Genomic DNA, 19,894 nt, shown 5'->3' with positions numbered 1-19,894 from the left:
ATAAAAACTTCCTCTTAAAATATGTGCATAGAATAACGAGCAGGGGGCATCCCGACAAGAAAATCGCTGTTTTTTATCGAATGAAGATATAGATCGAGTTTAGGGCAATGTTTTCGTCACCTGTTCCCTGATCGTTCATAACTCTGACTTCGAGCGAAGTCTTCATAGCAGTTGGAAGTACCCGAGAAAATTCAATACCACCGAATAACTCCGTTTGATAAAAACCATAAATATCTGCTCCACCAGTATTTCCTGTCTCACAAGCATAATAGCCTGCAACAAAACTTGGAGGTGCATCACCGCCATTAGAAGGACATGCCTGCCTGTTACTTGTGGATGACTGACCAATGGCATAGGTGAAGAGGTGACCTCGACTACCTTCATCATCATAAGTAAATGAAACGCCATCTACATAGTTTGCATCAATAGATGAGGTTGAATTATAACGACGAAATCCGTCATTGCTTCCGCTTTGGAAAACCGCAACCCCACCTCTTACCTCCTGAAACTTCAACCCTAACGTGTTAGCGCTGAACGAAATAGCATTTGAGGATTTAACACAATAGCCAGACGAATTCAGAGACATGGAGCCTGCGCAGTTTTGTTTGTTTACCCCTACATACAGGATTCTTGTCCACCCCCCGCCATCGGTTTTTTGGTCGCAAAAAACTTCCTGCGATGACCCGTTAAGCCCCATCGGGAAAATAGTCTCCCATCCGGATTGCGCATCAGGGTTCTTCGCCAGCAAATCCGCGCAACTCTTTGGCATCTTACTTTCATATATATCTTTCGGCAGCTTGTACCGAAATACATTTCCTGCATGAGAAAAAGGTGAGGTAATTATCGCCATTAACACAAGCGCTGACACAAGCTTCAAAATAAATACTCCGAAAATTTACATTACAGATTTGATTGCTATAATCTAATTATTACATCATCTAAATAACAGTTTGTCACGCGATAGTGTAGGCTGTCGACACAACAGGATACCCGAATGTATAAAACCTTAGGAGCAACAGCAATCATATTTCTATCACTATATAGTAGCGAGAAGGCTCCAGCTGCTGATGTTAAGGTGACCGAAAGTATGCGAATCGAGGATAATAGTGCCGATGCCGAAATAACTGTAGTTTTAAACTTCGCTCCCGACCAAGTGACACTAACACCTGCCCAGCAAGATGAGCTAAACAGCAAGCTAAAAGGAAGTCATCCACTAGAAATTACGCTCAAAGCTATCAGCCTTGAAAGCATTGAAGGAGTAGGTGTTCAGCAACATCGCTTCCGCAACATAGTCAACCAAATGGGATGGAGCGGCCTGCCACTGGAGTATCAAACAACATTCTCCAGCAGTGATGCAGAGCTGTGCATTAACAAAGCCAGCTGTGTGCCACGTATTGAAATTGTGGTCAAATGAATATGCTGGAGAAGCATATCAGGGAAGCCTGCCTTGAATATCTGAACGCATCGAATTTGACCCACCTCGACTCCCGTGCGGTCATCACCAAGCTTGAGTCACACATTCCCAGAGATATACTAAATGTCTTGCTTGAAATCGTAGTTATTTATCACACCCGAACCCACGACACTGTGTCCTTTGTGCTAAAGAATCGGCACAACCTGTTCCCAGATACATTATCCGATATTATAGAGTCGGAACATGATGTTCTGGAATATATTCTGGGCACTGACAAAGCAGATTTGAGCGGCCTCCAAGGGGAAATCCGGCACTTCCTTGCTAGTGTAAAAAAAAGCACTGAGGTTAATTATGAAGAGTCCAGTCAGCAGGAATTCAACGAGAAGTACGGGTCACTAACTGTAAAATCAGAAAATGAACTAAATATTGTTGAGCAGAGCATAAGACTCCCTCTTTGCAGAAAGCTCAACAACTCAACAAATTTATTCAAGCTATATGGCACAACTTTAGGCAGACTTCCCGTCCTGCTTTACCTCTGCGCTAACCGCATAGGAAATAATCCCATTCACAACAAAACTCTACTTAAACTCAACAAGAAGAATTTAGCCCGTGACATAAACCTGACTGGCATGAATAAAATGGCTATAAGACCATGGGTAAGCTTTATAGCTAAAGCTAGTGAAAGCCCCAGACTGATTGCAGAATTTGACAAAACCCCATACACATTGTCGCTGCAAAAAAAGCTACTTTTCACACTTATAGCAATTCACTCGCTTGCCTCTAATCGTATGCTAAGTTAGTGAGCGTGCTTCATGAGAGTTTCAATGTGACCACTCTGCTGTTCCAGAAATGTTCTGTCGCCTACAATGAAAAGTCTGTTTTTGGAGCGGGACACAGCGACATTCAGGAGGTTGGGAGCGCCACTTATAAATTGAACGTGATAGGTGCTGTTGTACACAACCATACTTAAAATAATAATATCAAACTCTGCCCCTTGGAATGCGTGGACTGTACCTATTTTCTTATGGTAAACATCATGTCCCAAACGCTTTCTAAATCGGCTTTGAATTAATGTACTCTGATTCTGGAATGGCGTAATGATCCCAACCTGACTTTTTAAATCTATTCCCTTAGCCTCAAAATCATCCAGCAGAGCTTCTATTGCATCCACCTCTTCAAAGTTAACGTTCCGCTTGCCCTTATTGGCACCCTTAACATCTACCATCGTGATAGGATGCGCGGACAGTGAAGCATAAAGCTCCAAGTCTTCATCTTCCAGTACTGGCGTCAGATTGGTGATATTAGTGTATCCGCCAATCTCAATAAAGCAGTCGGAAATATCAGACTGACATCGCCTATGCTCATTTAAGATCACTGACTCACCAATATCAGCATAGTTGCTTTTTTGTGCAAAAGCGCAGCGCTGGAACGCAGAACTCAGCATAGGATTATAAATACTATCACCAGAAGAAAGGCCAGCTTTGCTGGCAAACTCTGCCAGACGGGTTTTATCAATAGATATTATTGGCAACAATTGCTTCTGATCTCCGATAACCAAGCCTTGCTTGCTCCTTATCAGAATACTTGGCATGCAAAATATAGGAACAACACCGGCTTCATCACAAACAGAAAGCTCAAAAGGCTTGGTATTTACATAGGTGCTTTCAGGATGATCGAAAACACTACCCAAGGAGGATAATGTGCAGGTAGTCACAGGGAAGGCCATACTTACCCTGTTAATAAAGTCGCTAAAGTTATCATGGTAAAGGCGACTTTCCGTGCCCTTTCCTGCTAAAACATCACGCCACGCTGACAGCGCCTCAATGACTGCAAATTTATTCTTTACCATAGTCTCGTATAAGAGATGAAGACTTGCGAGGAAGATGGCCTTATTGTCCTGCACATGGTTAAGACGTATCTTATCGATAGAAGTATGCACCTCTGATGAAGAGGTTATCTTACCTAACACAGAGCGAATTATCTGTTTGTTTTTTAGTCGCCTTTCTATTGAAGACACACGGGCGTCAACCTTTGCGATCTGACTCACGTAAACAGGGTAGGGTAAAAGTGACTTACTCTCAATTTTTCGGTTAAACCGACGCTTTTCTTCTGCAATATCGGCAGCAGGGTTCTTGGCTGCACTAATACCCATCCAAGCCAGCACTCTGGTTAGCAATCCATTTTGCTGCTGCGATGCTTCCGACCTGATAGCCTCATCTGAGTCATGCTTTGATGAAAAAATATAATCCTGAGGAAGCAAGGGAAATTGCTCAGCCAAAGACTTATAGATGGCAATCTTTCTACCGATGATAACCTTTTTTACCTGCAAGTCATCAACAGTTTGCTTGTCTGTTTTGATGCTATAGGCCAGAGATGATATTGCTGCTGAAATACTCCGTTTCTTTGATTTCAAAATCTTAAAGAGAAATTCAGTCAAACTCTTTGAGTCCATTTCTCCTGTATAGCCGAGACTTCTTAATGTAGAAATTTCAACCGGAGAATAATCTACGGAGGATTCATTCTTTTGCAATGCCGCAGTTTCAATTACCTTTTCTGCCTTGACAAGAAAGCCTTTGAGCTTTTCGAACTTAGCCCTGTCGAAAGAGGCTTCATCAATTCGTTTGATAAGTGCGTCGATCCTTTCAACAGCCAGCTCCCGTTTCTCTCGATTACCTAGTTGCAAACAAAGCCACTCTGGAAACATGTCGCCAAATTCACGCTCCAAGATATTAGCAACATTCTCTACAGCCTTGTTATTGAAGCTAGTCACAAGGATCAAGCCGGATTTCTGATCTTCACCTTTTGAAAGAGCGATAGCTTTACGGGCCAACTTTGCGGCGATAACAGAAAGGATGAGTGTTGTCTTGCCGGTTCCCGGCCCACCCTGTACGCTAATCAACTCTCTATTGCTATACATAACCTCAGATAATGCGGCTGCCTGACCTTCACTCATAGGGGAGTCAAAGAAACCACCAATAAAGGGATTGGAAGTAAACTCTACACCTGCGCTTCTCTTATTGATGTAGTTGTCCACCATTGTCGAGTTAAGCAGGGACGGGTTTTCCTTGATATATAGGAGATCCTTTTTAAAAATCAGTGTTGCTTCACTAAAGTCCGAGTACTTTATCAGACCTTTAGACTCCACTTCTGTGACTTTTGCATAACTACCGGTTGAAGATTTGGCATCCTCTTTGATGAAGTCCAGCAATTCTGTCAGCGCCATTTGAAAGTTAAGCGTAAAACTACCAGTTATTTTTTCAATAAAGCTGATAACAGACTCATTGAGGTCGATGTTCTCTTCATCATAACCAAGCTTGGCAAATGTGTCTGATACGACGCCAATTTTGGTATCGACAGACCATGGGTTGATATCAAATGACAAATCCCCCGTGCCGGACATTATCTGACTTTCAAGATCTGCGAGATCTACAAAAAATAGAGGATGAGACTGCCCATTTACAGTAATCAAAGGAAAGAAAAATACTGGCCGAGAATCCTTGTTGTTACGATAAAGTTGTCGAGTGCGCTCCTTCTTTAATACGTCGCGAAGTTCTGTGCTGAACTTGATTTTCACACTATCTCGCTGGTTAGATAATATCGCAGACTCGTCATCCAAAGAAACAAACTGGTGACGACTAACATTTCCAGTCAGGCTTGTCTTTTGAATATCTTGCTCTCTAACACAGGAAAGCCAATAATCAATAACGCTCGTTTTGTCTGCCACGTATATACACCTCATATAACTCTGAGGATAAAATATACAGCATATTAATTCATGTTTAAAGGAAAAATAAGTGGTGCGAAACCGTTAATAGGGGTGTAAAATATATAGCCTATTAAATCCGCTTCGGGTTTAATTTTTTTCGGTATTTATGAGACGGTATTTATTATGAGCAGTAAATCAGTTAATGATCACTATTTGAGTGATAATCAAATCGAAGGTTTTAAGGAAACCTTGCGTGAAGAACTATTAAGCCACAGAGCATGGATTGATAGCAAAAGAGAGGAGTTGAACCAGACTAAAACGGTCTATGTCGATCCTGTTGACCAAGCTTCCGAACAGGAAGACTTTGATGCTATGAAACGTGAGCTTGACAGACGGAAGAAGCGAGCTGAGGAAATCTCATCAGTGCTTCGGCACTTCGACAAAGAGGAGTTCGGCTACTGCCAGTCTTGCGGCATTGAAATTGGGCGTGAGCGTTTGGCAATCAATCCAGCGTTTAAGAACTGCACAGAGTGTGCAAATGTGCTGGAGATTAAGGCAAAGCAATTCATTAAACAGTAGGTAGGTTATGAAAAAAGAGGCAAAAAACATCTTAATTCTTGGTGGCTCAGGGGCTTTAGGGCAGGCTCTCTTTACTCACCTTAAAAAAAGTGGGTATGCAGTGACGTTAACCTACTACAAAAACAAACCAACGTGGGCGAATGTGAATGAGAGTATCTATTTTAATGCAAACAGCAAAGAACAGGATGCCGAGCTTACTGAAAAACTGAGAGCAGTCAGTTGGGTATTAAACCTGCTTCCAATAAGTGTGTATGTACGAGATGAACATTGTACGCTTGAAGGCATTTTGCCAATAATCAAGATGGCCAGTTCTGGTGAGTTCCGGTATGCGAATGTATTGCCAGCATCTGTCAGGGATCAATCTGCACTTAAAGGCAAGTCTACACTTGAGGATAAGGTAGATTTCGCGAAGCTGGAGTTAGTAAGTGATTTAACAGCAAGGGCGGCATTAGCTGGTGGACTCACAGTATTTCATTCTCCGGTGCTTTCTTCATCTTCCAACCTGTTCAAGCAGTTAGGAGTGCTTACTAGGCTCAAAATAACGCCTATTATCGGTTCAGGGCTGAGTAAGATAACTCCAATACATACTTTCGACTTCTGCTGTGCGATCAGTGATATGATTGCAGCAAACTTGGAGTATACCAAACCGTTAATCCTGAAGGGCGGTGAGCCTCACACTGTAAGGTATCTTCTCATTCTTGCTTCTAAGGGAGGCGAGCTGGGTGCCCCGTGGTTTCTTCAGTTGTCAAAGAACTTTTTCATGAAGCACAAAAAGCACATTGATAAAGTTACCGGAAAGGCATTTGCGCCAGAGATCCTAATCTATCTGGCAACCGACTGGAACGAAGTATTAAAGGGCAAATCCCTGACATCTCTGACAAAAACTGAGGTACTTTCATTGGATGCAAGACTAAAAAGAGAAAAAACTGAAAAATCGGGAACTAAGTAAGAGAGGTGGAAAACATGTCTGGTTCAACGTCAGATATGTTAGCTTCCTTGTTTTGATTGGCCCAAGCGTCAATGCTTCTTGACGCGGCTTCAAAATCGCATTGTAAATCCGGAAAATTCAATGCCGAAAGTGAGAAGGCATCTTTAAGCATGGTTGAGTCACGTTCAACATCGTAGATATAATCCTGAAAAAAGATCCTTTTTTCTTTCCCACCATCTATTACGATTGCCTTCATGCTTACAACAATGCGCTGCAAATCCTGAATCTGAGTGTCGTAAACCACCATTGCCCAGCACAGACCTACAAGCCTTTCCTCCTTAAGGAGTTTTCTTATATTACTAAAAGCTTCCAAACGTTTCATGTGGAGGGTTCCTACTGCATCGACCGCATACTAACGTAAATTTTATGCAAGTCAAAGGCAGAGGGGGCATACTAACGTATATAATTACATGTTTTACTGTCTGATTGGTCAATAATCACCCTCTGGAGATTGAATTTCGCTCATTCCGTCAGTTAAGGACTTTATTCTACGCAACGCCTCTTGAGTGCCGGATGGTTTTCGGGGGATGCCCATCGCTTCTAAATATGCGCTGTCATGACCGTTCTTTTGCGCATCAATAATAATTAACTCTAAGAAGTCATCAATTGTCGATGTTTCATTAATATACCTCATCATTGTAAATTTAGATGAATTCGACTTTTCTTCATTTGCACAGTACCCATGAAACTCCTGCGGTGCTGTTTGAACTGTTGCAAAAAAAGGAATTCCGAAACTGCTGGCCGCCTCCTGAGCAACTTTTAAATGAGGTTCAATCGTCCTCAAAAACTCTTTTTTCAACCGACTCATAAATTTATCGCCACATCAGCTATATTAAGCTGATATAATAGAGGCTGTTTGGCATTTAGTCAAAATAGACAGGTTATAAGAATTAAAGCCTCATGTTGACAAAATTCTGAATTATGGTATTATATAGGCTCGTTGAGCGAAGGTATTTATTATGATTTTTCTGAATCAAGTGGATAGACTGGTATCTGCGTTTAATGATAACAACGGCTGCAATAAGCTCAAATCGCTCTTTAATGACATCAGTCAGGATGGCGACGGCCCGTCACTTGGTCAATCCATCAGTGAGAATATGGTTTACGACTCACTCATCAACTCTGATGAAAACGCCATCGTAAAACTTGAATTTGATTTTAACCGCTTCAGGGGTGATTCATCTAAGGTCATCGTAGCAGCGTTACTCGCTGAGGTTAGTCAAAGAATTTCCTCTAAATACGTTAAGTGTGAGCTGTTAAGTAGCTATTCAGCTCCCAAAATAGTGGAAAGCGCCTTTTCCAATCTTGCTTGCCGCTATGGCCAAAGCAAGGCAATGAAGCTATGCTCTGAAATTAAGCTACCGGACGGCCAAAAATTTAAATGGAGAGCCGCTAAATTAAAGGGATTCCATTTTACAGCGGAGTTAGAGAGACCACTATATAATTCTGCGGCTAAAAATATTGACAAGCAACTTCACCAGATGAACGAAGACCTGCGAAAAAACATTGCCTATCATATCGACTCGGCAATCAGAGAAACGCTCCGGTTTGGCAAGTTAGGACAACGTTTCGCGGCAGAACATGAATACAGTATCAGGTAGCTAATTGAAAACACTAACATACAACCAGAATGCCCTTGCTAATCACAGGGAAGCACACGCGATTGTGCAAGCAGTTGCAGGCAGTGGGAAAACATCAACAATAACAGAGCTGGTAATCCGGTTAATTGAAACAGATAAAATACCTGCCGAGGAAATCATGCTGGTGGTATTTGGGAGAGAGGCGCGGAAAGATATCTACCGGAAGCTATCTGATAAAGGCATATCCCCGCTACCAAAAATATACACATTCCACTCACTCGCGTTGCGGCTCTATAATTTTCTGGGGTCGAAGGGTTTTCTTAACGCGCTGCCGCTTGTTACATCAGAAAAGCGCATAAGCGGCATGGCATCGAAGGTTCTTAATGCGACATTAAGTCAGTCTACTAAAAAGCCTGCATATGCAACTAAAGCAGAAAACAAGGAGTTTCTGAGCTTTATTGACGTAGTTAAGTCTGCATCATTATCGGCGTCTGACTGTTTTGACTCTTTAGGATTTAAGCATGAGTACCGACACTTTGTAAAAGCATTTGAGCGATTTGAGGAAGAACGACTCAACAAGCGGTTTGTCACATACTCAGATCTCATGCGAGAAGTGGTAAACACCTGTAATGCATACCCCGAAGCAGCAACTTCCATAGCAAACAGATTACAATACCTTATTCTCGATGAAGTTCAGGATATCAACGATATCTCCGTAAGATTAGTCAGCATCACAGCAGGACATCGAGCGAAGTGGGTCATGGTCGGAGACACAAATCAAACCATCTTCGAATGGAGGGGTTCTGATCCAGACTTTCTCTCCTACAAATTAAAGGAAGAATTACAAAATCCATCAAGACCTGATGTTCCTATTATTCACTACTCTCTTCCTGAGACATTTCGTTACGGGCATTCTATCGCTCTTGTATCCAACCATGTGATTTCCAATAATATCCGTAAAGGTAAAGATCTCTGCATCTCATCACCCCATGCTCCATCCAGTGATGTGAAAGTTAATTTTTATGATGACACCGAGCGCTTTGGGCCTGCTGTTGTAACAGCAATAAAAAAAGAAGCAGAGCAGGGCAGATCGTTTAGGGATATCGCAATATTGGTGCGTCTCCACAGCTTTACTTCTGAAGTCGAGCTGGAGCTATTGAAACAAGGAATACCTTATAAACTGGAAAGCAGCCGCTCTATTTTGGAGCAAAAGGAGGCTGTTGGATTACTAACCGTCCTTGAACTCCATCAGGGTGCTTTTTTTACGAGAGGAGACAAAGATGCTGCTGACAGGTTAAATCAGCTATTTCAACTCTGCTTTTTTGGCATAAAGATGGAGACTAATGCAAGTAACATTGAATTCTTCCGCCATAATAGAGGCGAGTTATCCCGATTCATCCTTAGCTATGACAGCCCACAGCTTTCCAAATATAAACGCGGTAAACTTCAGGATTTCGCATCAGCACTCAGGGTTGCTGATGCAGAAAAGAAAACAGCACTCAAGCCCGCCGACATTCTCAACACCTTTGTTAAAGGTATTGAGTTGGAAAAAACCATAGAACTGTTTGCCGTAAGAGAAGAAGACGCAATTAATCAGATGTATATCATCAATGCCTTAATCTCTTTTGTTAGCAAGCTTGCCAAAGATACACACACTGCACTTGCTGAATTTGCCAAGTATGCCGGAAATAAGCAAGATGAGGTATCCGGTGTGGTTATAGCGACATCCCATGGCTCCAAAGGGAGAGAGTGGCCCGTTGTTATCATACCGGGACTTGAGGAAGGGCTGTTTCCTTATACACACCACGATGGAAGGACGGACATCGAGTCAGAACGCCGACTCTTTTATGTAACATCTACAAGGGCGCAGAACAAGCTGATCTATATCGCATTGTCAGACGCAGAACTTGAAGCTCAATTAAGTCATAAGTCAGAACATACCCCAGCTGACCCCAAAGCAAGCCGCTTTCTCTTTGAGGCAAAAATACGATCATCGACTTCAGCTGCGAAATCGATTGAAGCAAATGAAAACATTACCAACAGCAATACAGCTTCAAGAATTTCGAAGGAATACTGCAAGAGACTGATTGAAATCAGAGAAAGAAATAATTCCAATATTTCTGGCGAAAGGACAACTTCTCCTGTCTCGGCTAAATATGAAGATATTAATATAGACAGCAGAATTAAACATGCGATTTTCGGGGTTGGGATAGTACTAGCCTGCGAAAGCAACAGGTTAACCGTAGACTTTGATGACCACGGCGTTAAGACTTTAAATCCCGAAGCGGAAGTTGTTGAAATTATTTAAATTATGAAACTATTCACAGTTTAATTTTTATGCAATTTTGCCACAAAATGCTTGCTAATATGTCCACTAGTTGATAACTTATTCTCATGTTATTAATAGGTGGTATATATTATGAATTCGCTATCCAAAGCATCATTTTTGGTCATCGCAATTTCTGCATCAATTCCAAGTGTAGCGCAGGTGCTGAGCGACCCCAATCTACAGAACTACAGTACCGCAAAGGCTCGTTACGACGCCTATCAATCCAGTGGGAGTAATGATCCATTCGAAGACTTGAGTGAAGGTTACTCACAAAGTTATGTTTCAGAATTGCAGTACGAGATCGCTCCATCTGAGGACTCTTATCGAAAGTCAGCCACTACCGAATTGTCTGCAACAAACACTAGTCGGGTAGCTAATTATTCTTCAGACAAGCAGGCGACATTGGCATCCATATACAATGCCTCCATTGGTACTGACGGCACTTTCGACGCTGAAAGCTACATGGAAATGCTCGATGACTATAGAGAGTCAAAATCGATTAAACAAGATAATCATCGTACCGACTCCCGCACTCAAATTCTCGCGATTATGAGCGATAAAAACAGTTCTTTCAGGGCTGCGAGTGACGACGTGAATGCTGATGTTGGAACAGCTACTGTAAACTTGATTAATAGCATGTCTCTTGGTTTAAAGCAGGACAGAAGCGATGGTATCAGTGCATATAATGCTGCGCTTTCACGCTTTTCCACTCAGGCGAGTGAGGCAAACGCAACGTTAATTCTTGCCTCAACCTTCGCTGGCTGTGGTTCAGCTTGCGAGATCCATGAACCGACTCCAGCTACTCCGATTATAGTTAACGATGAAGTATCAGAGCCTGTCACTACACCGGTCACTTATACACCTATCGGAAGTTGTTTTGCGGATGGCGGGTCAAATCTGGTGGAAGAGAATGGCAGTTATTACTACAGAAAATGTCCGTAAGGAGTATGTATGAATAAGTTTACAAAAATTGCTTTAGCTACCGCAGTAATGACTACTGGGTCATGGAATGTAGTCGCTCAGGAAAACCTGCACGCCATGGGCAATGCAGAGAGTTACTTTCAGAAGTATAACTCCGGACAGGTGAGTGTAGACCCGTTTAAAGCCGTTGTAGACAACTATAAAGACCGTCATGCTGACGAGTTCGCAGATGTCATTTCCCCAGCATTTAAAGAAGTTGGAGAAATGTACAGGGGCGACAACGGCGGTAACGGCATTCTGTACATAAAGGGAGAAAGAGCTGACAAAGCGGAAGCTATTTCAGACTTATACTCTACGTATGACTTTGAAAGCGATGCGGATGCTGCGAGCTTTTCATCGCATTATGAAGCTATAGTTGAGGCCAATAAAGATGATGTGCAGGACACGATGGCCGCAAGACGGGGGTATATGAAAAACGCGCTATATCAGAATGCAGATTACGTCGGGTCTTACACAGATAGTCTTAATTCTGACTTGAATCAGGCAGCGAGCAACATGGTTATATTAGCCAAGTCCGAATTTGATGCAAGAAGAAGTGAGATTCAGGCTCTTCGTGCAGAAAAATATGCACAACTGGACGGCGGATACTCGGATGAAGCCACTAATCTTGCGGGCAGCTATGCAGGGTGTGGTGAGTCATGCGATCTGCCAGTTGTTCCTCCGCCAGAGACAGGTGATGACGATACTGACTCCGGATGCCTATATGACAGTGAAAATTTTATCCGAAATATTTTTGCTAAAGCAGATACAGGAGCGGGCTATGCGGAATGGGGAAGGTACGAACAATGGTATGTCAATAATGTAAAAATTTACGAAGCAGAAGGGGAAAGGGCATTCGTTACATACAACGGCACGACATATACCAAAGGGAGCTGGCAAGAAAACAAGACACACTCTGCCAAAAACGCCCCTTACTGGGAAATCTGTGAAGAATAAACGGAGAATATCAACATGAAACTAAAATTATTAGCACTCTGTATTCTTTCCAGCACGGCATTATCAGTCACTGCTGATCAGAATCAGACCTCCCTTCACATTGAGTCAAAAGCTGAAGGGGCTTACTCCGCTTTCAAAAGCGGGGCGGTAGACCCATTTGAAACACTCCGACAAGGGTATTCGTCAGACCTTGATGATACCCTAGAAGGAACAGTTCGCCGCCAAAAAGACAGCGAACTGAGTTCAGAAAATAAGTCTAGCGCCAGTCAAATCGAAGCTTTGAAGAAATCAATGGAAGAAACAAAGCTCAGAGAAAAGCAACAGGCATATAACTCTTCAGTCACCAAAGATGGTTTTGACTATCAATCCTTTGAAACCAATTATGGTGCTATTCTGGATGATAAAAAATCGACCTTATCAGACGCCAACCATGGACGCAGCTCCAATATCGAAAGCATGATAGGCTCTCTGAACGCCACCACGGCCCGTGAAGCTGACTATACTGCCGCGAATGCCAAAACAGCGGCTGAAAATTTGATTACAATACTGAATACTGAAAAAGCAGAGGGTCATAGTTCATTAGCCTCGAAGATGGAAGACGCAAAAGCACGAAGAGATGCGAAAATCAGCACTTCAGAAAATGCGGACTATCTTGCCGGAATCTGGGATGATGAATGCGGGTCAGCTTGCGACATGCCTGATATAGAGCCACCGGTAACTGAAGAAGATAATTGCTTATATGACAATGACAACTACATTGAAATATACAGACATGATCACAGCGAGTATGGCATGTGGGAAACCAATTCGGAGACGGAAGAGTGGTACTATCAAGGAACAAGAATTTATTCCTACAATTATTCTTATTCAAATCGAAGCAATCCAGCGGATGAGCAAGAAAGTGAGTCTGGCTCAAAAACGGGATTCTCTGAAGGCGCTAATATGCTGGACAATACAAGTGCTGGCTCAACCACATCAAGTGAACACCTAAAATGGGAAATTTGCACTAACTAGGCAGTTCCGACAGAGATGTTCGAACGGACTCGAATATCTCTATATCATGAAAGGCCAGCATCATTTTTTTTGTTCTGCGGTACTCTTTAGTTTTATATCCCTTGAAGTCCTCAACCACTCTTTTTCCTGTCGATGTCAGAGTATAAACAAAGTCGGCTTTATAAGATCCAATTAATACTCCGTTTAACTCGAACTGAAATTTTTTTTGAAGTTCCAGACCAGATATATTTCCCTTTCTTAGCATATCTTTAAGGAATAAATATCTCTGTGACTCGCCCACGCTATCAAATTCAATACCGTTAATAGAAACGCGCTTTGCGTTCATCTTACCTGAGCGAGTAGCTTGCTTTCCTTCTTCTTTGAATTTCTTTACTGCGGACGATTCAGCCGGAAGCTTCATTCTTCGAGTACCTGACTTACTTTTTCCACGGGTCAGACTGGCTTCACCCCTCTCCAGCATACTCCTAAAGTCTTTTAAACTAATAGATTCAGACATAATAATACCAAAAAGTAACTTTTTATAGTTCGGGTATTTTATCAGCCGGAGATGCGGCGGGCAAAAAATAACAAATATTTGTTTGAGTCTTATGCCCTTATGACTTACCTTATTAAAGGAAATAGCGCTAAAATAAATAAACAGAACAAACCATGACCATACTTATTCAGAATAATAAATGTCGGACATTCTCAAAAGAGTCTGTGTATGATGTCCTCACAACAGCCACAAGTGACAGTACAACGCTCTCCGCTGGGCGGCTAATACTTCTCTCCGGTGGCAACAACAAACTAATTCATGTGCCTTTTCTATGCTCAATGGTGTCGGAAAATACATTCCACACGTTCAATGAAGTCGCAGAAATATTCGTCAGAAAATTAAGCTTAAATAACATAGAGACAATACTGGCACATATCAGGCCGGATATAAAAAGCAGAATCGACAAAGAGTTTGCAGCAGACCCTTCTTATATAGAGGAGAGAGATTACAGTCTGGTAAACTTTATAGATAACAACTTCGACATTGAACACCCAAGGGATAAGATAGCCTATCTCTACTACATAGCTCAAAAAGGCGGGATTTTTACTCAGCTGGCAGGTGGTTGTCGAATGGTGGCCATGGATGACGACCCTGAATTTCTTTTCGACATGCCTTATATGGCTCTTCAGATCTTACGACAGGGACTGCATAAATTAAATGATCAAGGGGTTCAGACTACATCTAAAAACGACATCATGACAAAGATGCCATCTCTGATTCTGGAAGCATACATTAAGTTCATCCATACATCTCTGCTGTGCGGCGGTACGATAGGAGAGGTGGCCAGCGAAATAAGCTGGATAGTGGAGAATTATCAACAAAGTCCAAAATGGCACCGACTAATCGAGCACCATGCGGTTCTTCAAAAAATTTTCTGTGAGTCGGCTTCAGACGATTTTTAAATTACCACCGAGGCGAGACTTAGTTCTACTTTCAGTATCCATTACACAAGAGCGCACAGCGTAATCAGCAAACACACGAAGACCTGCATCAATTAGATTACGCTGCTCCACATCAGATACAACTCCCATATCAATACAGGCCACATCCTCACCAAAAGCCCTGAAAACAACAACCACAGTCCGCTCTTCCGGATTGTATATAAGCTTAATAAGGTCTGCGATTTTTATGGAATTAAGAGCATCAGCACTCGACTGGGACTCCACTCTGGCCCTGACATCACGAAACAACGTTTCTGAGTACTCCTGTGACATTGCCCTTGGCTTTAAGACCTGAACTGAAACACCGCAACAACGCGATACAAGTTCTTGATAGAATGTAATGGCTTCTGACCACTGAGAGGAGCTTATTCCGGACAGACCATACTTTTCTCTTCCAACAAGATAAAATACCAATTGCCCCTCAGAGTCCGCTGCCAACATTTTTTCATCTAACAGTCCGCTCTCAACCGACGACGGGAACGCATGTCGAGAGACATCAAACGCTGTAAAGACATTTCCACCAAAGAGTGTTGGTTTGGGAAGAACTACAGGAGCAATCTCAAATGCATCGGGAATAACTGCAAATTTAGTAAGTTGCTGAACCAGAGCCGCAGGATCTAGGTTTTCAACAACGGGGTAATAATCCACAGATTGAATATCACTAAGAATTATCGGTATGCAGAAATAGCCATATACGTCGCCTCTTTCATCCTGACCAAAATCTAAAGAACCAATCTGGCAGCGACGCAAGATATCAAAATCTTCAGATGAAAAAGAACGCGCCTGCTGGCCTAAAAAGCATGAGCGATAGCTAGCCATCATGGCACCCAAAGAAAGGTACATATCAAGCGCGGTCTCGTCACAGGCTTGATCTGCTATCTGTTTGATTAATTCTGGTGTCATATATAAATAATCCTTAACTTCAAGACTATTCTACCGTTATCTCATTTTCACGCAAGCCCTATGCAATATTTTACCTAAACAAAACAAATCATAAGTATGATGTGAGACGTTTAATAAAATATATAAATTGACACAAGTAACTGTTTTATCAGCATATAATAACTTATTAAAATGTATATTTTAATAAGTTATATGCGAACTTAATCTTTTTGATTAATAGTTCGTCTATATATCGCAAGCACTGTGCCTGCTTCTTATCCGACCATATCGGCTTTACTTTAGAAATTATTTTACCGATACTTGTTGCGAACTTTGAAGGAGAAAGTGATGACGCAGGCTTCAAATTTATACCTCTCCACTCTGCCATCCGAGAAAGATAAAGAAGATTCCCTAACCAGATTAAATCGCATTGCCTGCATTTTATCCGGAGGCACGCTACAGAGGCACACAGAGTACCTGTGGGCGAACATCAATTATGATGCAGTATCACTAGTTATAAAGACACTGAAAGCATCTGGCGAGACACCTGAAAGCGTAGAATCACATCTTAAAGACATTGATAAGGTTATGCGATTTCAGTACGCACTAGGTCAGATAAGGCTGCCTGACTACAATGAAGCATACAGCAGTATGAAGAACGAACTAGCACTCTCTGAAAACTGCCCATCGTCAGCCTATGTCAAATCCCTGAAGAGTTCCGGCAGCAGACAATCGATGACATCGATATTAAATCAATCTGTAGGAATACTAAGCGATGGCAAAATTAATGACCACGACAAATACGACTGGGGTCATTTGAGCTTCAGCGACATTCATCACATTCAGAATATTTTGACAGAAAAGTCCATGAGTCCCAAAACACTCAACACTTACCTATCTGCACTCAAAGGTGTTGCAAAATACGCATACAAGCTAGGCTCACTTAACAGCAAAGAGTTTGAAAATATTAAAGAGATCAAGGGCGCTACAGGCAGTCACCACAAAAAAGGAAGAGCGCTATCACTACAAGAGCTTAATCGGTTGATTGATCACTGCTTATTTAAAGATGACCCCAAATCTTTGCGAGATGCCGTAATTATCGGAGTAACATACGGGCTAGGTTTGAGAAGGTCTGAGACAGCGACGCTGAAATTGTCGGACTACGACTCAAAGTCAGGCACCATGAGCATACTAGGAAAGCGCAACAAGGTAAGGGTGCAATCACTCAACGCACGGACAGTGGATATGTTAGAAACATGGCTCGATCTAAGAGGAAGACACTATGAAGGAACAATCTTCACGCGCATCCTCAAGGGAGGAAAAGTCACCCAAAGTCCCGTCACTGCTCAAGCTATTTACGATGTAGTTGTTTCACGGTACAAAGAAGCAGGCCTTACCCGACTCTCTCCGCATGATCTTCGCCACACCTTCGCTACCACTCTACTCAAAAACAAAGAAGACATGAGAACAGTTCAGGAACTGATGGGGCATGAAAATTTAAGCTCAACGGCTGTTTATACACACGTTAGTGAAGAGGATAAGCGGAAAGCCTCGACCAGACTACCAATGTAAAAAATGCAAAAGCGACCGCTCAGGTCGCTTTTTAGCTTAAACCCAAGGTTTAATCCCAAACCATATCACCCATAGATGAGAGTTCAGCGATATAACTGGTTATCTTAGAGTCGAGTTCATAAAACCCCGATGACGCAACTTCATTAGCCTCTGACGCTGACTTCTGCATAAGATAGACATGCCCAAGCTGAATCTTATGCAATGAAATAAAGACATTTTCCAGATCCATCATAGCCACATCAAAGGCTTCTTTTAAAACAGCGGCGTGAGCGTGGTCACCTTTTACCAACATGAAGTTTGACAATGCGGACGCTTGAGACATCGCCATTTCAACCACAATAGGCATTTTACGCTTCTGAGAGTCCAGCAAGCTGCACATCTCATCATCATGTGAATTTAGAACCGTGAGTGTATTGTACTCTCTACTCGAAAAATACAAGTTACAGCAGTCACTCAATTGACTTAATAGCACAGACACACGCTTTACGCTTTCTTTTCTGCCCGCATAACAATCCTTATCGACAAACGATTCAAAAGAATCTTCACGACAAACAACAGAACTGTTCATTCTCTACTCCGTTGAATGTGAGCCAGTGGCTCTACCTCAGAAATCCAACAATGGATCACTTAACCTCAAAGCTATTATATTGCCTGTAAAGGATACGTCAAATTACATTCAGTTTTTTTTAAAGTTTTTCTTGAGAAAAACAAAAAGCCGTTATAATTCAGTACATAACGGCTGTTTAATATTTTTCTGCTGTAGGACATGTCTTACATCTTACTCAGACTCTTTTTACCAACAATTAAAATGCCAGAATACTTCTCCTGTAAAGGCAGCTCTGACTTGCCAAATGCATGTATCACAGTAAATAAACCCAGCAAAAACACATTAATCATCTGGATAGAGCAAAAAATAAACACATCCCCCATTCTGCTTAAAAAGCCGATAAATTTAACCTTCACACCTGCGCTCTCTTTAACCTCATCGGATTTCGGGACTACTTCGCTGTTTTCTTTGCCTTTTTTAGCAACGGCTGGCTTTCTTGCAAAGCTCAAATGCGTAAGAAACATGCCAAATGTATTTTTCTTTAACAATAGATGAACAAAATAATAAAATCCGATAAAGAATAGATACGTTATCGATTTTACAACACTATCATCGTATGCCTGACTACGCATTACCTCCACAGCCTTAATATCTAACTTAAGGGTATCGATTACGATAATGAGAAACAGCGTTATAAAGAAGGATAATGCGATCATATCAAACAGAAATGCTGAAAACCGAAGACCTAGTATCTTCATAGCAGGGAAGATTTTTTTAATCATTTGATGTCATCCATAAATGGCGGGAGTCCGGTAGGATCAAATCGCGTAAACCGCTGGCGTTCTTCATCAAGGTGCCCCGTAAAACCGAAGACCAATGTGTGTTCTATCCCAGCATATTTCCAATAGCTAATCTCTCCCACCTTTTCCAGACCTCGATTGGCATACTTACCATTAAAGTCGGTAACATAACCCTCATCAGTATTGTACACATTAATAGAATGAGCAGATTCAGGTAGGCCGAAGGACAGTAGCACTTCATCCTTACTCATACCGAATGCAAGGTGACCGGAAGCAACAGTGTTCATATACTCAGGACGCACGGACAAAAGAGGATTTCCGTTGGTAACAAACCGGTAGTCGCCGTTAATATACCCCTCTTCACCCTGATATGAGACACGAATCTTATAATTGCTTAGAAAGTTACCGAACAGAACCAGAGGTTTCATTTCAGCATCTAATACTTTCACAGATTCATAACGGGAAAGGCGGGTAGCATCCGTACCCAACTCATTAATAAAAACAACCTCTCCATTTCCTTCCGGAAGGACAGTCAGCGTATCAACCCTTTGTCTTTGCAAATCACCGAAGTTATCAAGTAAGGTGATACCCGCCCATCGCTCTTGCTGAAGAAAGTCGAATACCATGGGGGAAAACTCCCTGTCAGCAGAAAAATACTCAGGGAAATCAGACTCATCGACCCTTAGGTAAACCTGCTTACAATTGTCCGCAATCGCAGAATAATACCGAACATTCGTCGAGTTGAACTTATCTGAAAGGGTATTTTCCGTTGAGATCTTTACTGGCTTACTGGTCTGCAACTTACCCTGCCTTCCAAAATACTCAACCGAAGAAATCTGGCTATTACCATTAAGTTCATTAAACCAATTTGGATAAAGGTGCTTCGGCATCTTTACCATTACATCAGCCCTTACCGTTACTGGCGAAGGGCTGGCAAACTCAAAAAGCTCGCCTTTTACATTTTCAAAATTACAGCGTTCTGGAGAAGCGGTAGCTAATCCACTCAAACTCAACAATAAACCAGCTAAAACTACCTTCACTTAAAATACCTCTTAAATATAATCGTTAAGGAATTGTACTTAATGAAAAG

General features: G+C 42.0%; 20 protein-coding genes. 11 read left to right on the top strand and 9 right to left on the bottom strand.

Annotated features, from left to right (window positions below):
- Positions 1–73: 73 nt before the first annotated feature.
- The gene (locus tag ACXAGR_RS12070) at positions 74–868 is read right to left on the bottom strand and encodes a fibrinogen-like YCDxxxxGGGW domain-containing protein (protein WP_474850837.1); all 795 of its coding nucleotides are present in this window, start codon (positions 866–868) and stop codon (positions 74–76) included.
- A 126-nt stretch (positions 869–994) separates the two neighbouring features.
- Here ACXAGR_RS12070 and ACXAGR_RS12065 point away from each other — a divergent pair, with 126 nt between their 5' ends.
- Together ACXAGR_RS12065 and ACXAGR_RS12060 are read left to right on the top strand one after the other, a co-directional pair.
- Positions 995–1,414, top strand: a complete 420-nt coding sequence (locus ACXAGR_RS12065) for a hypothetical protein (protein WP_474850545.1) — start codon at positions 995–997, stop codon at positions 1,412–1,414.
- Positions 1,411–2,214 (top strand): hypothetical protein, encoded by an 804-nt coding sequence (locus tag ACXAGR_RS12060; RefSeq protein WP_474850543.1) that lies wholly within the window; start codon positions 1,411–1,413, stop codon positions 2,212–2,214. Before ACXAGR_RS12065 ends, ACXAGR_RS12060 begins: the two co-directional genes overlap by 4 nt.
- On the opposite strand, the gene ACXAGR_RS12055 is transcribed toward ACXAGR_RS12060, so the two are convergent.
- Complete coding sequence (locus ACXAGR_RS12055) at positions 2,211–5,138, bottom strand: DEAD/DEAH box helicase (RefSeq protein ID WP_474850541.1); 2,928 nt, start codon at positions 5,136–5,138, stop codon at positions 2,211–2,213. The two genes, ACXAGR_RS12060 and ACXAGR_RS12055, sit on opposite strands and share 4 nt — an antisense overlap.
- Before the next feature lie 165 nt (positions 5,139–5,303).
- Here ACXAGR_RS12055 and ACXAGR_RS12050 point away from each other — a divergent pair, with 165 nt between their 5' ends.
- Both ACXAGR_RS12050 and ACXAGR_RS12045 read left to right on the top strand, forming a co-directional pair.
- Positions 5,304–5,699 (top strand): TraR/DksA C4-type zinc finger protein, encoded by a 396-nt coding sequence (locus ACXAGR_RS12050; RefSeq protein ID WP_474850539.1) that lies wholly within the window; start codon positions 5,304–5,306, stop codon positions 5,697–5,699.
- A gap of 7 nt (positions 5,700–5,706) precedes the next feature.
- Positions 5,707–6,648 (top strand): hypothetical protein, encoded by a 942-nt coding sequence (locus ACXAGR_RS12045; RefSeq protein ID WP_474850537.1) that lies wholly within the window; start codon positions 5,707–5,709, stop codon positions 6,646–6,648.
- Here the strand turns inward: ACXAGR_RS12045 and ACXAGR_RS12040 are convergent.
- Together ACXAGR_RS12040 and ACXAGR_RS12035 are read right to left on the bottom strand one after the other, a co-directional pair.
- On the bottom strand, positions 6,641–7,009 hold the full coding sequence (locus ACXAGR_RS12040; protein WP_474850535.1) for a hypothetical protein: 369 nt from the start codon (positions 7,007–7,009) through the stop codon (positions 6,641–6,643). The two genes, ACXAGR_RS12045 and ACXAGR_RS12040, sit on opposite strands and share 8 nt — an antisense overlap.
- A 108-nt stretch (positions 7,010–7,117) precedes the next feature.
- Positions 7,118–7,495: a hypothetical protein gene (locus ACXAGR_RS12035; RefSeq protein ID WP_474850533.1), complete on the bottom strand. Its 378-nt coding sequence runs from the start codon at positions 7,493–7,495 to the stop codon at positions 7,118–7,120.
- 151 nt (positions 7,496–7,646) lie between these two features.
- Between ACXAGR_RS12035 and ACXAGR_RS12030 the strand changes: the two genes are divergently transcribed.
- The 5 genes from ACXAGR_RS12030 (at position 7,647) to ACXAGR_RS12010 (ending at position 13,527) form a co-directional block, all read left to right on the top strand.
- Positions 7,647–8,288 carry a hypothetical protein gene (locus ACXAGR_RS12030; protein WP_474850531.1) on the top strand — a complete coding sequence of 214 codons (642 nt, stop codon included), beginning with the start codon at positions 7,647–7,649 and terminating at the stop codon, positions 8,286–8,288.
- A 4-nt stretch (positions 8,289–8,292) separates the two neighbouring features.
- Positions 8,293–10,575 carry an ATP-dependent helicase gene (locus tag ACXAGR_RS12025; protein WP_474850529.1) on the top strand — a complete coding sequence of 761 codons (2,283 nt, stop codon included), beginning with the start codon at positions 8,293–8,295 and terminating at the stop codon, positions 10,573–10,575.
- Positions 10,576–10,686: 111 nt separating this feature from the next.
- Entirely contained in the window at positions 10,687–11,538 is an 852-nt protein-coding gene (locus tag ACXAGR_RS12020) for a hypothetical protein (protein ID WP_474850527.1), read from the top strand.
- A 9-nt stretch (positions 11,539–11,547) separates the two neighbouring features.
- Positions 11,548–12,513 (top strand): hypothetical protein, encoded by a 966-nt coding sequence (locus ACXAGR_RS12015; RefSeq protein WP_474850525.1) that lies wholly within the window; start codon positions 11,548–11,550, stop codon positions 12,511–12,513.
- Positions 12,514–12,528: 15 nt separating this feature from the next.
- Positions 12,529–13,527, top strand: coding sequence for a hypothetical protein (locus ACXAGR_RS12010; RefSeq protein ID WP_474850523.1), 999 nt, complete (start codon positions 12,529–12,531; stop codon positions 13,525–13,527).
- Here ACXAGR_RS12010 and ACXAGR_RS12005 read toward each other — a convergent pair.
- Positions 13,520–14,023: a DUF1064 domain-containing protein gene (locus ACXAGR_RS12005; protein ID WP_474850521.1), complete on the bottom strand. Its 504-nt coding sequence runs from the start codon at positions 14,021–14,023 to the stop codon at positions 13,520–13,522. The genes ACXAGR_RS12010 and ACXAGR_RS12005 overlap by 8 nt on opposite strands.
- Before the next feature lie 152 nt (positions 14,024–14,175).
- Between ACXAGR_RS12005 and ACXAGR_RS12000 the strand changes: the two genes are divergently transcribed.
- Positions 14,176–14,964, top strand: a complete 789-nt coding sequence (locus ACXAGR_RS12000) for a hypothetical protein (RefSeq protein ID WP_474850519.1) — start codon at positions 14,176–14,178, stop codon at positions 14,962–14,964.
- Here ACXAGR_RS12000 and ACXAGR_RS11995 read toward each other — a convergent pair.
- Positions 14,950–15,906 (bottom strand): hypothetical protein, encoded by a 957-nt coding sequence (locus tag ACXAGR_RS11995; RefSeq protein WP_474850517.1) that lies wholly within the window; start codon positions 15,904–15,906, stop codon positions 14,950–14,952. The genes ACXAGR_RS12000 and ACXAGR_RS11995 overlap by 15 nt on opposite strands.
- 327 nt (positions 15,907–16,233) lie before the next feature.
- Between ACXAGR_RS11995 and ACXAGR_RS11990 the strand changes: the two genes are divergently transcribed.
- Positions 16,234–17,457, top strand: a complete 1,224-nt coding sequence (locus tag ACXAGR_RS11990) for a tyrosine-type recombinase/integrase (RefSeq protein WP_474850515.1) — start codon at positions 16,234–16,236, stop codon at positions 17,455–17,457.
- Between the two features lie 49 nt (positions 17,458–17,506).
- Here ACXAGR_RS11990 and ACXAGR_RS11985 read toward each other — a convergent pair whose 3' ends face one another.
- The 3 genes from ACXAGR_RS11985 to ACXAGR_RS11975 form a co-directional block, all read right to left on the bottom strand.
- Positions 17,507–18,025 (bottom strand): hypothetical protein, encoded by a 519-nt coding sequence (locus ACXAGR_RS11985; protein ID WP_474850513.1) that lies wholly within the window; start codon positions 18,023–18,025, stop codon positions 17,507–17,509.
- A gap of 203 nt (positions 18,026–18,228) precedes the next feature.
- On the bottom strand, positions 18,229–18,786 hold the full coding sequence (locus ACXAGR_RS11980; protein WP_474850511.1) for a hypothetical protein: 558 nt from the start codon (positions 18,784–18,786) through the stop codon (positions 18,229–18,231).
- The gene (locus ACXAGR_RS11975; RefSeq protein WP_474850509.1) at positions 18,783–19,844 is read right to left on the bottom strand and encodes a hypothetical protein; all 1,062 of its coding nucleotides are present in this window, start codon (positions 19,842–19,844) and stop codon (positions 18,783–18,785) included. The genes ACXAGR_RS11980 and ACXAGR_RS11975 overlap by 4 nt, the downstream gene beginning before the upstream one ends.
- Positions 19,845–19,894: the final 50 nt, after the last annotated feature.

The organism is Alteromonas sp. ABH4_457 (assembly GCF_056160625.1).
The sequence above is the reverse complement of the archived record's forward strand: the minus strand, read 5'-3'. Positions and strand labels throughout refer to the sequence as shown.